At 36.1% G+C, this 16,353-nt stretch carries 18 protein-coding genes and 1 riboswitch; of the genes, 12 read left to right on the plus strand and 6 right to left on the minus strand.

Annotated features, from left to right (window positions below; genetic code table 11):
• The first annotated feature begins 698 nt into the window (after positions 1-698).
• The 4 genes from ACJ004_RS04315 (at position 699) to ACJ004_RS04330 (ending at position 3,527) form a co-directional block, all read left to right on the plus strand.
• A complete protein-coding gene (locus ACJ004_RS04315; RefSeq protein WP_410891326.1) occupies positions 699-1,250 on the plus strand; it encodes a competence protein ComK in 552 nt (183 codons plus the stop codon).
• 614 nt (positions 1,251-1,864) lie between these two features.
• Positions 1,865-2,020: an LIM domain-containing protein gene (locus ACJ004_RS04320; RefSeq protein ID WP_283864021.1), complete on the plus strand. Its 156-nt coding sequence runs from the start codon at positions 1,865-1,867 to the stop codon at positions 2,018-2,020.
• 426 nt (positions 2,021-2,446) lie between these two features.
• On the plus strand, positions 2,447-3,070 hold the full coding sequence (locus ACJ004_RS04325; protein ID WP_410891327.1) for a mediator of RNA polymerase II transcription subunit 21: 624 nt from the start codon (positions 2,447-2,449) through the stop codon (positions 3,068-3,070).
• 118 nt (positions 3,071-3,188) lie between these two features.
• Positions 3,189-3,527, plus strand: a complete 339-nt coding sequence (locus ACJ004_RS04330) for a YolD-like family protein (protein WP_410891329.1) — start codon at positions 3,189-3,191, stop codon at positions 3,525-3,527.
• A 70-nt stretch (positions 3,528-3,597) separates the two neighbouring features.
• On the opposite strand, the gene ACJ004_RS04335 is transcribed toward ACJ004_RS04330, so the two are convergent.
• Both ACJ004_RS04335 and ACJ004_RS04340 read right to left on the minus strand, forming a co-directional pair.
• The gene (locus tag ACJ004_RS04335; RefSeq protein ID WP_410891330.1) at positions 3,598-4,038 is read right to left on the minus strand and encodes a hypothetical protein; all 441 of its coding nucleotides are present in this window, start codon (positions 4,036-4,038) and stop codon (positions 3,598-3,600) included.
• Positions 4,039-4,346: 308 nt separating this feature from the next.
• Positions 4,347-4,579, plus strand: a riboswitch (cobalamin riboswitch).
• Positions 4,580-4,753: 174 nt separating this feature from the next.
• Entirely contained in the window at positions 4,754-4,933 is a 180-nt protein-coding gene (locus ACJ004_RS04340) for a hypothetical protein (protein ID WP_410891332.1), read from the minus strand.
• A gap of 554 nt (positions 4,934-5,487) precedes the next feature.
• Here ACJ004_RS04340 and ACJ004_RS04345 point away from each other — a divergent pair.
• From ACJ004_RS04345 to ACJ004_RS04370, 6 genes are all read left to right on the plus strand, one after another.
• Positions 5,488-5,829 carry a hypothetical protein gene (locus ACJ004_RS04345; protein ID WP_410891334.1) on the plus strand — a complete coding sequence of 114 codons (342 nt, stop codon included), beginning with the start codon at positions 5,488-5,490 and terminating at the stop codon, positions 5,827-5,829.
• 77 nt (positions 5,830-5,906) lie between these two features.
• Complete coding sequence (locus ACJ004_RS04350; RefSeq protein WP_410891336.1) at positions 5,907-6,071, plus strand: hypothetical protein; 165 nt, start codon at positions 5,907-5,909, stop codon at positions 6,069-6,071.
• Positions 6,061-6,744, plus strand: coding sequence for an HNH endonuclease (locus ACJ004_RS04355; protein WP_410891337.1), 684 nt, complete (start codon positions 6,061-6,063; stop codon positions 6,742-6,744). The genes ACJ004_RS04350 and ACJ004_RS04355 overlap by 11 nt, the downstream gene beginning before the upstream one ends.
• Positions 6,745-6,801: 57 nt before the next feature.
• Complete coding sequence (locus ACJ004_RS04360) at positions 6,802-7,179, plus strand: hypothetical protein (protein WP_410891339.1); 378 nt, start codon at positions 6,802-6,804, stop codon at positions 7,177-7,179.
• Between the two features lie 174 nt (positions 7,180-7,353).
• Positions 7,354-7,509: a hypothetical protein gene (locus ACJ004_RS04365; RefSeq protein ID WP_410891341.1), complete on the plus strand. Its 156-nt coding sequence runs from the start codon at positions 7,354-7,356 to the stop codon at positions 7,507-7,509.
• Between the two features lie 15 nt (positions 7,510-7,524).
• Positions 7,525-7,722, plus strand: coding sequence for a hypothetical protein (locus ACJ004_RS04370; protein WP_410891343.1), 198 nt, complete (start codon positions 7,525-7,527; stop codon positions 7,720-7,722).
• Positions 7,723-8,623: 901 nt separating this feature from the next.
• Here the strand turns inward: ACJ004_RS04370 and ACJ004_RS04375 are convergent.
• Together ACJ004_RS04375 and ACJ004_RS04380 are read right to left on the minus strand one after the other, a co-directional pair.
• Complete coding sequence (locus ACJ004_RS04375; protein WP_410891345.1) at positions 8,624-9,541, minus strand: TIGR02391 family protein; 918 nt, start codon at positions 9,539-9,541, stop codon at positions 8,624-8,626.
• 127 nt (positions 9,542-9,668) lie between these two features.
• On the minus strand, positions 9,669-10,232 hold the full coding sequence (locus ACJ004_RS04380) for a recombinase family protein (protein ID WP_410891346.1): 564 nt from the start codon (positions 10,230-10,232) through the stop codon (positions 9,669-9,671).
• Between the two features lie 431 nt (positions 10,233-10,663).
• Between ACJ004_RS04380 and ACJ004_RS04385 the strand changes: the two genes are divergently transcribed.
• Complete coding sequence (locus tag ACJ004_RS04385; protein ID WP_410891347.1) at positions 10,664-11,002, plus strand: DoxX family protein; 339 nt, start codon at positions 10,664-10,666, stop codon at positions 11,000-11,002.
• Positions 11,003-11,501: 499 nt separating this feature from the next.
• Here ACJ004_RS04385 and ACJ004_RS04390 read toward each other — a convergent pair whose 3' ends face one another.
• Positions 11,502-12,371 carry a YHYH domain-containing protein gene (locus ACJ004_RS04390; RefSeq protein WP_410891349.1) on the minus strand — a complete coding sequence of 290 codons (870 nt, stop codon included), beginning with the start codon at positions 12,369-12,371 and terminating at the stop codon, positions 11,502-11,504.
• Between the two features lie 216 nt (positions 12,372-12,587).
• Positions 12,588-12,806 carry a hypothetical protein gene (locus tag ACJ004_RS04395; RefSeq protein ID WP_410891351.1) on the minus strand — a complete coding sequence of 73 codons (219 nt, stop codon included), beginning with the start codon at positions 12,804-12,806 and terminating at the stop codon, positions 12,588-12,590.
• 146 nt (positions 12,807-12,952) lie between these two features.
• Between ACJ004_RS04395 and ACJ004_RS04400 the strand changes: the two genes are divergently transcribed.
• Positions 12,953-15,976: a UvrD-helicase domain-containing protein gene (locus tag ACJ004_RS04400; RefSeq protein ID WP_410891353.1), complete on the plus strand. Its 3,024-nt coding sequence runs from the start codon at positions 12,953-12,955 to the stop codon at positions 15,974-15,976.
• Positions 15,977-16,353 lie beyond the last annotated feature (377 nt).

Consider the following 16,353-nt stretch of genomic DNA (forward strand, 5'->3'; position numbering starts at 1 on the left):
ATTTTTAGGCATATGGTTTTGTGTGAAGGTCATTAATAAACCTCAACGAAAAAACATAAGCCGACTAAAAACCAAGTATACATAAAAACAGCATGTGATCGAGCAAGAACTAGAGAATTCCTAAATATGTATAATTCTTGAATTTTGAACAATTAGTTAACAATAAAGGATATCTTTAAAAAATATAGATCTTATATTTAAACAATCAAATTATCTTAATAAAATTTAAATTTTATTAAAAAAACACTCGGAAAAAGTATTCAATATTCTCAGAGTTATATATTATACTTAAATAATTAAAGATTGTAAAGATTCTGCTAGAATTGAGAAATCCGTCAATAAATTGGGATAGAATTAAATTAATGGAACTCTAAAATAACAATTTACTTTTATGTGTCGAATTACCTATAATATTGTCGAGTGGGATTTTGTGGAACTTTCGAATAAAGGTTTTTAACATTAAATAGTGGAAACGGGGGTTACAAAATATGAACTCTATTTCAATTTGATGTTAAAAGACTAGTATAATAGGTGCGTAGAAAGGAGGTTTGGAAAATGTGAAACATAAGATAAAAACCCTCGGGCAGTAGTCCGGCAAGACAGTTCCCGAGGATTAATTCCGTTGGGTATACCAACTTTGTTAGTATACCCTTTTTCTGAAAAAAATCAATATTTAACCTTAGAAAGAGGGATTACATATGAAAATAAGAGAAGATTATTTGATTAATGAAAAGACAGTCTTGTTGACAGGAGAGTATGATTGTAATGGTAAACTTATAACTAGGGTGATAGATGGGGAAGAAACTTTTCTGGTAGATTTGACTCCATCGCAGGTAATTGATGCAAATTTATTACTAGTAGGCTCAAATCTACGTGGGTCATTACATAGTTCTAAAAATCTTCTGGGACAATTGTATATGTATCCACTTACCATTAATTCACCACTAGGTATTTATCTACTTCCAACAAAATCTATGAAAAAGAGAAATTGTGTCTGGTTTTCCCTTATACATATAAAAAATATACAATCTCTTGGAATTCGAAAAACAAAAGTGTTTACAAGCTACGGACATATAGTAGAGTTAGATATGAGGAAAAGTGCATTTATCAATAGGTTTCAAATAGCGAAGGATTTAAGAGAATTGATTATAAAGAACAGCAGTAGCCCTTTAATGTATTACTTTGAATCTAAAAAAGGGTTTTATATTAGTGAGGATTCTAGTACTAATAAATATACATTTATTAAATAAAATAATTTATTACCATTTGGAGGACTCATTTTGAAGTGTTATTTATTCAAACTGGAGAATCTGAGTAAAACGAATCAAGTTATTTTAGGATCAATATAACAAAGAAACCATTGTAAAATCGTTCCAGGAAGGTTGATTTTACAATGGTTTTACTAATTCACAGAGAGTAATACAATACCCCTGACCAATAGTTTAGGAAACTATCCGATATGTCATCGATATGTCAACGTATTGTCATTACGGGATTGAGGCGGTATTTATGACCGACAGTGTAACCGTACGTCCTACGGCTTTAAAAATATTAACCTACAATTACAATTTATCCGAATATTAGTAATGTTGTCAATAATTTTCTTAATAAGTATTAAATGGTAGACCATATTCGTTAAGTCACTTGGTGCGAAATTCTATATTCTTAACGTTGGTGATCAGATTATCCTGTATAGAAATTTGGGCCATTAGAATCACCAAAGCAAAAACTCTCCGCCTAATTAGGTATATAATTAAGGACCAATTACGTCACTTTAACGAGTGGCGTTTTTTTTATTGGCATAATTTCTTTGATCTCGGAATAGTATTTACGGAATGAAAAGACAACGAGAGGGGAACTTCATATGAGCGATTATAATACGGGGAATTCTGCTTCAGTTTACGATTACGATGGACGTGATTCATACGAATGTTACGACTGCCGTCAAAAACTAAGAGATGCCGAGACATATGAAGCAGGCGGTAGAATATATTGCGGTACTTGTTACCAAGGCAAATAATTTACGCCTAATCAGGCGTTTTTCTTTTGACTAACAAAGGAACATTTGTTTGTATTTTATATAGAGAGCAGGAGGAGTACCAGATGGCAATTCGAAAATCGCAATAAAATAGAGGAAAGCCAACATATTCATAGACAAACTTACGATCTAATCTAATTACTTAACTATCGGTGTGTTTCATTTAGTTTACGAAGAATACTTAGTCAGACATGTATAAATATAGTGTTTTGGTGCGTTCAAATTTCGAGCATTGATGTGCAGACTCAAATAGCTGATTTCCCGTTGAATTACTTATATAAATAGACGAGAAATTTACGTGGATACACAGGTTTTTTTTATTAAAATAGTTTTAATTTGTCGAAGGGATTTTATGGAAATGTTACTAGTGAATTGTTACTATTTAGGTAGGAAGAGGGTGGGACGCTCATGACACTAAAAAAGATAATTGGGCTACTATTGTTAAGTGGTTTGTTAATTTTATCGGTTACTCCAACTTATGCATCCGTTCACGTTAATGGCTATTTTAGAAAAGACGGAACGTATGTACAACCACATTATCGGAGCAATCCAGACGGGAATTTCAACAATAACTGGTCAACAAAAGGAAATATTAATCCTTATACCGGTCAGGAAGGAACAAAGACGGAACCAGATTATTCAAGTGGCAACAATTACGATGTGGAAGTTCCAGATTTTACAACAATCCCCGATACAAATAAGAAACTTGAAGAAGAATTAAGAAAACAAACGGAAGAGTTAAATAAACAACGGGAGGAATCTGACAAAGAGCTTGATAATCTATTAAAACAGCTTGATGACGTAGGTAAAGACTATACTCCTCCTAATTTTGAAACTAGTACAAATACAGATGCAGATACATACACAGATACAGACACTGACACACAAAATTTAACGAACAGTATTCAAACAGATAAGGAAGAGAAACTAGAAAATAAGAAAAATGTTTCTAAGGATCACAAAAAATCGTTCCATTCTAAACTATCATTGTGGGATAAGTTTATCAAATCTTTAAAAGGTCTATTTAGTTAACCCTGCTTATATAGAATAATTAAGTATAGAACGTCTAAGGTGAATAGGAGACGTTTTTCTTTTTGTTTACATATAGAACGTTTGTTCGTGTGTAATAAGAACGAAGTAGATGTTCGAAATGACGATAAGAGATCGCGGTAAAATTAAATGGAATGCAGCTTCCTTTATACCGCAAGTCTTCGAAATGCAGCGCGATATGTTTAAGGATCAAGAGCGCCAGCCAAAGACGTTACTTAGCGAATTCGATACTGAGGAGTTTGACATGCGCATAGCTTACGCGATGGAATATAACCTAGCGGTGAAGCTGACGGTTTGGACCGATGGATTTAAGGAGGAACTTAAGGGACGAGTACATAACGTTGACTCGATTACTCATCAACTACGAGTTGAAGTAAAGCCTGGCGAAATTGAGCGGATTGCATTCAATGATGTTATCGGAGTGTATGTAATAGATTAACTTAATAGGGTTGAGATTTGGGCTGCAAATACAAAAAAGAGCCTCAGTTGATTAGCCGAGGCAGTCTTAGTTAGAAGAAATTTGATAAAAAGGGTCCATATGACATATAAAAGTCAATAGTAATGTCACCATCTTCGGTTCTACCGTCAATTTTAAATATAAAATCGGACCGGAGTTGTTTTTTATATTGTTTATAATAACTAGAATTCAAAATGTCATCTTTGACGTTATGGAAATCGAAATCAACAAGAATATAAGGTCCTTCTTCATCGTTCATCAATTCGATGTACTTCGTTTCGTCTACTTTTTCTAAGCTTGATCGAAGTTTGTAACGTAAACTGAAGGTAGGTAAATAATCCTTTTTAACTGATGCTTTAATAGTAGTTTTAATATCTTGAGGTAGATAAACTGTGAAGAAACTCTTTATAACTTGATCTCTTATTAAGCTTCGCTTCCTGTTCCTTTCGTTTTCTTTTCTTAAGTAAAATTTTTCTATGTTTTTATAAACCATTTGGATCGCCTCCTATTAATTTTTATGCGATCCCCATCGTTTACATTCTAATAACTTCCTTCTAAAAGAGGTCATGATCGGTTAAGAACGAGATATCAAATTGAGGTAATCGTTAACTAGTTGAGGAAAAGCTTTCGATAGGAACGAATTTTAATTCTTCATTTTGCCTGGAAATAAAAACTGCAGCTTACGCTATGAGCTAAAACACCTATTCAATGTCAAATGTTCGAAACACACAAAAACACGAAAAACGAATTTAATACACCAAAACTTGCCAAATGGAAAAGCCAATTATATAATTCTCTTATAATTAAATAAGTTCTTTAAGTGCCGCGAGACAATAAATTAAAATAATCTACGGCTTAATAGGGAATTCGGTTAAAATCCGAATCTGTTTACGCAACTGTAAGTGCTGATGAATCTTTGCCACTGCGCAATCCATTGTATGGGAAGGTGTATGCCACTGTGCAAATCGCTGTGTGGGAAGGCTGGGGTAGGTAGACGCACAAGTCAGGAGACCTGCTTAAAACTTTGATTTTTAAAGTAAAAGCGAGGTGAGCGTAATATTTATGGGTTTTTTTACTAATTTTTTAGACGTTTCGTTCGTTAAAGGCGTAGGAACGATTATTGTTGCAAATATTATCTGGCATTTTATTACTCATTACAAACTAACAAAACGATAATGAATAAAGCCCTTAGCAAATTTGCTGGGGCTTTACGTATGTAGATCGCTAACCTTCACGTCATACTCATCGATATATTCTACAATTTTTAGCAATCGTTGGATTGCGTAATCCTTATCTGATAAATCGTCTGCAATCAGCTCGCCAGTAAGGTCGAGAAGCTGCACCTTAATACGTGCGATCGTTAATTTTGCCACTAATAGGTCGTTCACTTTACAGCCACCCCTAATTTCGTTTGATGTTAGTTCACCACACTTATAATTTACATTTTCGACAGTGAGTTTCGGACTATTAATCTATCCCCATTAATATTCTGAGCGTAATTTTTCGACTTATACCATCGAAAGCCATGGATTAAACCACATGCTTATCAGATATTTTCACTAAATACTAATGTAGGTCTTGTTCAATAATCATATATATATGTCGTTAATTTCAAATACGCAGCCATTGAGGTTGCGTATTTTTTTTCGTTATAAAAGTATTTGGAAAAACCAATTCACAGCTGCTCAGGGTTCAGATTATTCAACGGTTACAACTGTAATAAAAAAATTTTGTCTAAGTGCGTTACAAACCTCGAAATGGGCCGGACTGTCTATATGAGAACAGTTAAGGAGGTGATTTGAAAATGGTTACATCAGCAATAATAGATCAATGTGTTTACAGAGCGTGTTTCTAATTAACTTAGCAACCACTTTATAAACCTTTCCAGTCGCTTAAGAAATGTAGCAAATAACCAAATATATCTAATATGGAGGAATTACAAATGAACACATTTAACCAAGAAAAATTTACTAAAGAGGACTTAAAAGGATTAGAGAGTTTATGGTGTACGCTTGATTGTTACTGTGATCTAGAAGTGGAACGTGAAATGTATGAGAATTTAATTTGGAGTTTAGCTAGATGTAGTGATCTAGTAACTGCTCAAAACAAATTGGACCTTGTAAATTTCTTAATAGAATCATATGGAGAATTACATAATTATAAAAAAGAAATAATGATAGGTATTGATTTTATGGGGATTATAGAAGAGATCGACACTAAACTACTTGAGATAATAGTACCCATAATAAAAGAAAAATTACGTGGGCACCGTGACAGGAGCTAGAACTAGAGGGTAAAAAATCTAAATTTGGAATATAAGTTAACAAATGAATTTGCTAACGCAAAAATGGAGGAATTCAGTTGGAAGAACTTGATAGTATAATTCGGCGAATTGAGTCAATTAAGGATGAATTGAAAATAAACGAAACGGACGAGAAGAGTATTAATAACGCTATAGAAAATTGGGTAATTGAAAAGCTTCAAAATAAACTAAAGGAGAAAGGTTTAAGTCCAGATGAAAAATAAATATAAGCACAACGGAGATGGCACTACAACAATTTATGTTGAAAGTCTTGACCGATTACTAGAGGTTCGGATTAGTACAGAGGATATTAATATTCTAGAAAGTCGTGGTTATAACATTTGTGTTACATGGGACAAAACTAGCCGTACTTTTTATGTTAAGAGCAGAGGGAAGTATGTCCATCGTCTACTAATGGATCCACCTAAGGGAATGCAAGTCCACCATATAGATGGCAACGGATTAAATAATACCAGGCAAAATCTTGAGGTACTAACACTAAGTGAACATGCTCGTAAAAAACGCTCAAAAGAGCCAATTGTCGGTGATCCAAGCAAAGGTGTTCAAGTCCATATTTTGAGCAAAGCTGAGCCTAGTAAAAAACAGTCAGACAAACGACATTGGTTTCGACTAGAAGTTAATGGATTGCATTACGGTACATTTGATTGTGACATCAATTTAAGTTTACATGCGAATATTACAGATATGGTAGTAAATCGTAAGTTAAATGATGAACAGATTTATGCTCAGTTTTTAAGTAAGGGACATAATGAAGAACATGTTGGAGCCGTAATCAAGGAGGACGCAGATTTTTCCGCACGCCTGATCCTGGAAAACAAAAAGAACATAAAAAAATTATTAATCGTAGGGTTGTATCTTAGTAATCACAATAAATGAACAACGAACCGTCTTTTTTACCAAAATTACTAAAGTACAAGAATAGGAGAATTTAATATGGATAACATAGTGGGTCATACGAAATATAAAATGACAGAAAGCGGAATTGAATATTGGTTAAACAACGAAACAGGTGAAGTCAAGCAATTAGTTGATCCCAATAAATTCACAGTTACTTCCAACGAACAAAGAGAAGCGTATAAGAGAAAACTTAAACGTGATTATGCGATTATTAACGGGCGATCAAAAAATTGGGTTGCTTGTTACCATGATGCGATAAAATCATTATCTAGTAAATTGACGCTTGAAGAAATGGGAGCAGTATTTCTGCTGCTTCCGTATATGAACCTAAAACGAAAAGGTGAACTAACGATTCGAGGCTGCAGAATGAATGCTAATAGCATCTCGAAGGCTATTGGTAAAAGTGTTCCATAGACGAAAAGGTTACTACCCAAGCTAGTTGAAGCGGGCGTTCTGTACAAGGAAAGAGAAGGTAAGAGCTTCGTTTATGGCGTATCTTCCGAGTACCACACAATCGGTGTAGTAAACGATGGATATTTTACCAAGTTATATCAGCAGTTTACAACGAAACTCAAGGAGGAATATGATTTGACGATTCAGCTCGCAGGATTACTGTATGCAATTCTACCGTACTTTCATTATAAGACGTTCCTGCTGTGTACAAATCCAAATGAAGAGGACGACAAGGCTCTTGATCCAATGTCTGAAAGCGAACTAGCGGAATTACTAGGCATAGATCGATAAACCATCAATAGGTTGATGAATCAGTTATCTAAACGAGGTGTTGTTGCAAAAATCGGCTCTCATGGCGTTTCGATATACCGTGTTAATCCGGATTTAATGTACCGCATGAATAAAGAAACGGAATATACAGAAACGGTTCGGGCCGATTTCCAGGAAACCATGAAATTGTACCAAAAGGAAAAGGAATTACAAACACTAAAGGAAGCAAAATGAAAAAATGGCATTTGTGAAAATATGATACTCCAATGCCCAGTTTTTGTGCAAATATGATACATTAAAAAACACGGTAAATCCATTGAGACTGTGAGGCGCAGGGCTCTTTTTACGTGTGTTTAACTCTTATTCTTATAGATAACGTTTAACGTTTAGTATTCTAACAAATCAGGATAAGATTAAATAAAAGTAGTAACGTAATAACCTTCGCCTAACGGCTCGGTGATGCAACTAAAGCTTATAAGCTTCAGTAACATCTAAAAAATTATAAACGGTATATTTTATTAGAAGACTGCATAAGTAGGATTCAACTGAGCGTTAGTGAGGTTTATTACGTCATGACGATTAAACGATTATACGTTAACATAACCATACTAAAGTAAAAGTCGTTATTTTTACAAAATGAGGATAACCGATGAATACGCTAAAACAAAGGAGTTAACTGAGTTATTCGACGTTACCGTTAATGTAACTTTAAACGTCTATGTAACTGTCTAGGATATATGATTAACGTCTGAATAGCATTTAATTTCGTCAAATGGATTTATTATGTGGACGGATTAGATCCGTATTTCACTTGATGCAGCTTGACCGAAAATGGCGTTTCTTGAAACCTCGGGGTCTACGGATCAGCAGTTGCACAACCTAGATGTACCAAGCGTTTGGAAGGTATTTTTAATCGATTAGTAAAGTGAATTTGCTTGACAATATGACATTGAAGCCGTCACTTTTCGGAAAACTTCGAGGGGGATAATCATATATCCTTTGATACGTTAAATTGTTGTTACAAAGCCATTCAGCGTGCTAAAACGTTATTTTATTCCGAAATACGTGTGACATTCCAGTGTTAGGGAAATTAAAAAGACGATGTTCAACGTTATTCATCGCCCTAATCTACCGCTCAATTATTAGAAACGCTAGAATCATCTAAAGTTCTGAAAAGAAAAGAAGCAAATCCAAGTAATTCTAATGTCCGTTGGTAATCTTCATTCATCCCAGTGCTAAGTCTATGTGCCTTAGGATTACGAATTCCCATAACAGCTCCACTAAAAAGCCACATAAAACCCATTCTTTCGTCTGCGTCCTCACCAATTACAATCTTAGGATTTTTAGGTGAGAGTACCTGCTGTATTAGTTGGGTCCCATCTAAATCATAACGACCAGATTTTGCTTTAACTTGTTCAATCAATGCGATATAGGTATCCAGTAGTGCTTGACGATAATACCCATCTTTGAAAAGTTTTCCTGCAACATTTATTACCCGAGGATGTAATCCACTAAGAGCAAATTCACTTTCCGATTGACCATCATTATTAATTATACTTAATTTCGCTTTAATTTTTTGTGTCCGTTCTAGGATTTGAGTTCGAATAGCGGATAGAACCCCTATAACGGTAGTCGGTGTGAATAGAAACTGATGAACATTTACTTTTAAATGGTCTCTTAGTAATTTAAGAGCATGCTGGTCAACAATAGCTAGCGATTTGTCTTTATTAATCAAATTCTCAAGTTCAGGAAGGGGCTGTCTAAGTGGATACTGTGTAATAAAGTGTAAATCAGGATTATCAAATATAAGTGGACTACCATAAACGTCATAATACTGCCCTGCAATAAATCTGTATTTTGGAATTTCATCTTGTTCTTGGAAAACAGGATTAGAATCAAAATAGCCATTTAGTTCTAACTTAGCCCAACGTTCTGTGTCAAAATCTTCTGCTTCATGCGCAAGTAAAATTAATTGATTCATTAAATTTGTTACAGTATCAGATGAAATATTCAAGATAATATTTTTAATTAATGTTTGCGGATTACTATTCAAATACAGAACCCCATTTCTCTTATAATTTTTAATAATCATTATAAAGCTATTGTGGGTTTTTTGCTTTACAAACCAACTAAGACACAACTTCCAAGGATAAAAGCCGCCTATTACTATTTTATCTCTCTTACCTTATGTCCTTCTCATGCTTCTTTTTAGCACGGATCAACGTACTCTTTGATATACCGGTCATCGCTTCAACTTCTTTATAAGAATTTGTCTCAAGTAAATGTAAAGCGTGTTTTATCTGCTTTTTTTCGAACTTAGGTGGTCTACCTTCACGAAAGTCTTCACGTTGTTTAGCGATTGCCTTGCCTTCTTGCGTCCGTTCAACGATCATATCACGTTCAAACTCTACGAAACCGCTCATAATCGTTAGTATTAACCTTCCAGTAGGGGTGTCTTCGACTAATCCCATATTTAGGACATGTACTTTGACGCCTCTTTGGAATAGTGTTTTTACTGTATTGATTGCATCGACTGTAGAACGTGCGAAGCGATCTAATTTCGTTATTACAAGGGTGTCGCCTTGTGCTAGGCTCGCTAATACCTCTTTAAACTTCGGGCGGTCTGCCTTCGTACCTGTGAACTTTTCAGAATAGATAACTTCGCATCCTTCGTTCTTTAACGCATTGAGTTGTGCTTCCAGGTCCTGATTTATAGTACTTACCCTAGCATAGCCATATTTCATCGTTTTCCCTCCTTGGTTTATGAATCTAAGTTATGACACCGTTAGATACCTTGATAATACTGCCCCTGGAAATCGGTGTCAATACTTAAAAGTTATGACACTTCAAGGAGATATCGATGCATTAATACTGTCGTTTTAATAGTCTCTTTGGGTTAAGGGAGGAGGGCTATCCCATCACGAACAAAGGGGGCATTTCATATCGATGTTTGCCTGGTGTTATGCATACATAAACGCTTAATCTCGGAATCTAAGATGATCCGATCGCCCCCGTTTCTTTAAAAATAATGGTTCGGTATACAATTATTTTTTATTCTTTTTTCATCTGAAAGACATAACATTGTATGAGGTGTTAGCAGAACAGTAACTCGAGTTTTAAGTTACTAAAAAAGGAGGAAATCTTAATGTCCGTACTTTCCATCGTTCTTCAAAGTTTGCTGATCTTATACTATGTCTTTTCAGGATTCGCAAAGATCATAGGAGCCAAATATTGGGTCGGAATTTTCATGCATCTTAAACTACCTCAATGGTTTCGTGTCGTTACGGGCTTAGTCCAATTAGTCGGAGCTATAGCACTCATCATTGGCTACTGGTTTGTGGGGATGGTCGCATGGGCAGGCATCTGGCTAGGAATTACGATGCTACTGGCGTGCCTCGCGCATTTCAGGGTCAAAGATCCGATTAGCAAAACGGCACCGGCCTTCGTGTTTGCTGTGATAAACATTATTCTAATAATCATAAATGCAGGCGATATGCTACATCCCTTTTCATAAGAAAATATCATCTCGTTTGTGACGACCTTGCTGAATAAATACTTAAGAATCTAAATCGAAAGCAGTTGCTAACATTGAATAGACATGGAAAGATCGTTTCTTACTTATAGAGCGGTCTTTCTTTTTGGATAAAGGGGCTACCATATCACGAACAATGCCCTGATGCCATATCGAACTTTGCCTGTTGTAACGTACATATGGACATCAAATATCGAATCCTTGACGAGTTGGAAAGGAGAGGTGCGTTTTAATAAAATCAGTCGGCTGAATAGCCAAATCGATCAAAAAAATTTTTTTCGAAATCAGAAATATCGGGGGCTTTGTTAAACTCACGAAGCACGTTAGTGGAATAAGACATTATTTTTAAAACCACGAGCTATATGATATGAGTCTATATTTTTGAAGCTAAAAAGGACACAAGGATTTCCTCGTGCCTTTGCACTCCATTGTTTTTGAACTTCATTTCTATCTAGAGATATTCAGCCCTAGAATCGCGCAATCACTGTGGTGTGGTTTCTACTTTTTGTTTCTTTTTCTTCTTTCGATATAAAATGAAAGAAGGCACCGCACTCACTCCTACGGCAGTAGTGGCCCACCAATATTTTTGAAATGCAAGGTAGATGGTATAATCCAGCGGATTACCTGCACCGCCGTCCATATAGCCTGTATGGTATCCCTTTTTGTAATAGCCCAGCTGGCTGCTGTCGATTTTCTCTTCGTAATCATCGTAGGTGTAACCTTCCTGCGCCGCTTCGTATCCCTCGTCGTATCCCATTTCATAGATTAGTTTGTCCGAATACATATTCCAATCTTCTGTTTCACTCGTACTTGCTGGTTCAATCGCAACCGCTTCTTCTTCCTCTTCAGATGGAGCTTCCGCTCCGGCCCCGTCCCATCCTTCTTGATAGCCCTCTTCATAGGAGGCGGGGGCGTAATCCTCTGAGTTGCCGGAATCGAAGTCTACTCCATCCTGGTAATCAGCGTAGCCTTGATCATATCCTTCCTGTTTGCTCGTTTCATAGCAAACTTCCAACCCAGCGTCCTGCCCCTCTTTAATTCCTTTTTCAAATCCATCTCCGTAAGCCTGTGACCCCTCCCACCACCATTTGTAATCTTCCTTGCATTGAGACGTATAACTATACGCTACCTCGTAGCCCTTGGTGTAACCTTTAGTATAGTCGTCCGTTCCATTTGAATTTCCGTTGTGATAGTGATATTCTCCATACCTCAGCCCCCAGTCGTCGCAATTGGTCCGGCACGTATGACCGCCATTTGAGTCGGTATTCCCGGGATGCGCTAATACGAGATTAGTAGAATGTAGAAACAGAAAAATCATCAACACAAGCCAAACGCTTACCCTTTTCCCCATCTCATTTCCCTCCATCGAACCGACCGTTTTTTTCTCTCTGGCAGGTACATTATAGCACTATCTTCCTATTCATCGATGTTCCCCTAGTAATTTGTATATATAATAGCCACTCGTATGAATTGCTTTTTCGCATCTATAATTCTGGATATCTCCAAAATTCCGGAGACCCTAGTTATAGACTATGAATTTTCTCGATAAAGGAAGAAGGATTTTCTCTTACTGCTGTTTGAATCTTCTTTTTTGCCCTGCTACTGGGATGGTCAACACCAATAATTTTAGATCTTTACATAAGGGAATTAAGATTTTATAGGCGTCTGCAGACGCGGCCAACAAAACCCAATCATCAGATATCTCGTTTAATTGTTGTTTAAAATAATGACTGCTGAAGGCAATCGTCTGCATAGTAGGGGAATGCTTCGAACTTTTGTGGTTCAACAAACTCCATATCTGAAGTTAGAACCATATCTCGCAAATTACTTATCCTAGGTATCGGAATTACGTAAATATTGGTAAAATTAAACTAACAATAAAAGGATATTGCTATTTAATGCTAGGAAAGTAATAGCAGAAGGGGAAACAGTATGGGCTACTTTAAGGTTTATTTAACAAAACTCCTATTATTAAGACATAAGCCATTACTAAAAAAAGCACTAAAACGAATGCGCGGAATGGTCCGTGAAATAGAGAGGGAAATAAAGAGTATTCAAGAATCCATCACCTTAATACCGGATGCAAGAGGCGAAGAAATCAAAAAAAGATACAAGGACTCAATCCTAACAGCTCAACAAAAAAATATATTCGGTAATGCTGAGAAGGTGAAACAGAATGTATACCGATACCCGCTTGAATGGAGACCTAAGAGCATTGTTCAACTTGAATCGAAGTACCGTAAACGTTGTGCTGTATATTTAGAAAAGTTCGATTCGATTGAAGCTGAAATAATAGCTATCAATAAAAAGCTCGAGTTTTACTACAATGGAGTGGATGAATTCAATGCGTTGATGGAAAACCAAACTTATTACATATCTCATTCTTTGTTTAATCAAATCAAAGCGGAGAAATCCGTTATATATGCATTTTTTAGCTCCAACAATCCCAATATGGCCAATGTCGATTGGTTCTTAGAATACTTCTCTAAATTTGATCAAGAGTCGGTAAAGGAAATGAATAGAACCTTCGTCGATAAAGAGTTGAAGGAAATGAGTGAGTTTTTTGATGTTATTGATGGAAAATCCCTAGACGAGCAGCAGAGAAGAGCGGTCATTACCGACGAAGATGGAAATCTCATTGTGGCCGGTGCTGGTTCAGGGAAGACACTGACGATTTCCGGAAAGGTGAAATACCTCGTAGAAAAAAAGGGGGTAAAACCGGAACAAATTCTTCTTGTATCGTTTACAAGAAAAGCTGCAGAAGAGATGCGGGAAAGGATCAAGAACAGATTGAACATCGATGTGGATGTCAATACCTTTCACAGCTTAGGGATGAAAGTCATTGCAAAAGAAAAGAAAAAGATGCCCGGCGTGGAAGATAATGTTGCTCAAATCATAAAGGGTTATTTCAAAGATGAAATGTATGATGATCCAATGCAGTTAAAAAGAATGATTGAATACTTCGGCTATTATTTAAACATCCCGATTGATATTGAAGAGTTTGAGAATTTGGGGCAAGCCTTCCATTATCAGAAGAACTTGGATTTGCAAACCCTTCGAAGTAAATATGAAGAACAGGTGATGGCGGAAGAAATAGAAGGGAAATATGTACAAAACAAAGCCGAACAGTTAAAACACAAAAAGACCACATTAGCAGGGGAAACGGTAAAAAGTCTAGAAGAAGTGATGCTCGCGAACTTCTTATTCTTGAATGGCGTCGATTACGAGTATGAACAGGATTACCCGATCCAAACAGCTACCGAACAGTATCGGCAGTATAAACCGGATTTCTATTTGCCTGAATATGATATTTATATTGAACATTTTGGCGTGACGAAAGAGGGGACCCTTCCCTGGTTAAGTGAGTTCGAAGAAAGTAAGTACACGGATGGGATGGAGTGGAAAAGGCAAATCCACTCCGAAAATGGGACAGCGTTAATTGAAACCTATTCGTACTTAAATAAGGACGGTATGCTATTGGAAACCCTTCGGAAAAAGTTACTGGAAAAAGGCGTCATCTTCAAAGAGGTCGATTTCATTGATATCTTCAATCGAATCTACGATACCGAAAATTCCAATCACTTTGATGAATTTATCAAATTTATCTCATCTTTATTAAGTCTTTTTAAATCAAATGGGTACAAGTTTGAGATGTTTGACCAAATGATCAGACACTTGGATAGCAAGAACCTCTTTTTCTATAATCGCACAAAGATCTTCTTAGAAATTGCAAAGCCTGTGTACTTGTTTTACCAAGAACAGCTTTCAAAGAGAAATAAAATTGATTTCAATGATATGATCAACGAGGCCACCGATGCGATCAGAAGCGGAAAAGTCACGTTTCCATATAAGTACATCATTATAGATGAATACCAAGACGTTTCGGTCAGCCGCTTTAATCTCATAAAAGAAATCAGGGATATCACAGGGGCTAAGATATTGGCGGTAGGTGATGACTGGCAATCCATCTACCGTTTTGCAGGTTCCGATATCAACCTGTTTACCAACTTCCAAAGGTATTTTGAGCATAGTGAAATGTTAAAGATTGAAAATACCTATCGAAATTCTCAGGAACTGATTAATTATGCTGGGAACTTCATATTGAAGAACAACATACAAATAAAAAAGAATTTAAAGTCTGGTAAAAGGAATGAAGACCCGATAAAACTATACGGTTATGTTGGCCAAGAAGTGTACAGGACCTTAAAACACATCATTGATAAAATTATTAATAAATATGGGAAACAAGCTGAGATAATGCTACTAGGGCGAAATAACTTTGATATTAAGGTCATCGGGCAGGATCCTGACTTTAATATCGTTGAAACCAAGGATGGGGTGAATGTTAAATATAAGAAATACCCTAAATTAAATATGTTCTTTCTAACGGCCCATAAATCCAAAGGCCTTGAGGCGGAGAATGTCATTATAATTAACGCTTCAAACAGCAACACCGGATTTCCAAATCGAATGTCAGATGACCCAATTCTATCATTGGTTTTGACAGCTCCGGACGAATATTTATTTGCGGAAGAACGCCGCTTGTTCTATGTGGCGTTGACTAGAACGACAAACGATACTTACATTTTAGTTCCGGATATGAATATGTCGTCTTTCGTGAAAGAACTAAAAGATGATTTTGGGATTGATTATAAAATCCTAGAAGGCAATACCATCAAATCGAATAATCCAAGATGCCCTCGATGTGTGGAGGGGTATTTAATGTTACGGCCCAATAACAGCAATAAGGAACGATTTCTGGGATGCAGCAATTACCCGATGTGTAATCACACTATAAAAGATGTATCTGTGTTGGAGAACCCAATTAAATGCACTTCTTGTGGTGGTTATATGGTTCGAAGGAGGGGACCAAGAGGTGAGTTTTATGGTTGTTCGAATTTTAGAGATGGGTGTAGACATAAAAAAGATATAAATATAAGTGTGCCGACTTTTTAGGTTGGCGCGTTTTTATTTTTGCGAATTAAGATTGGAGATATTACAAAGGTCGATAATCGGAGGATAATAAAAGTAAAACCCTGACCCTATTTTTTATAAACCAGTGATTGACCCTGTCTTGTTTAAGTGATGGATGCATTGAAGAACCAGCAGCCTATCGATACAGCTTTTCTTTTTATGCTAACGGGCAACTTTAATTTAATTAATGATGATCGTCAAAAATGGCGGTCATTTTTTTATGATATATAGACAAAACGTTAGATTATGTAGTCAAACGTATAGTCGGAAGAGGAACGTATATGGATCAATAGTGTATTGGGGTTACCGTATCATGAACCAAGGGAGATATGTTGTAACGCTATGTGCTTGGTGATGGA

The organism is Neobacillus sp. 204, from assembly GCF_046562815.1.
GTDB lineage: Bacteria > Bacillota > Bacilli > Bacillales > Cytobacillaceae > Neobacillus.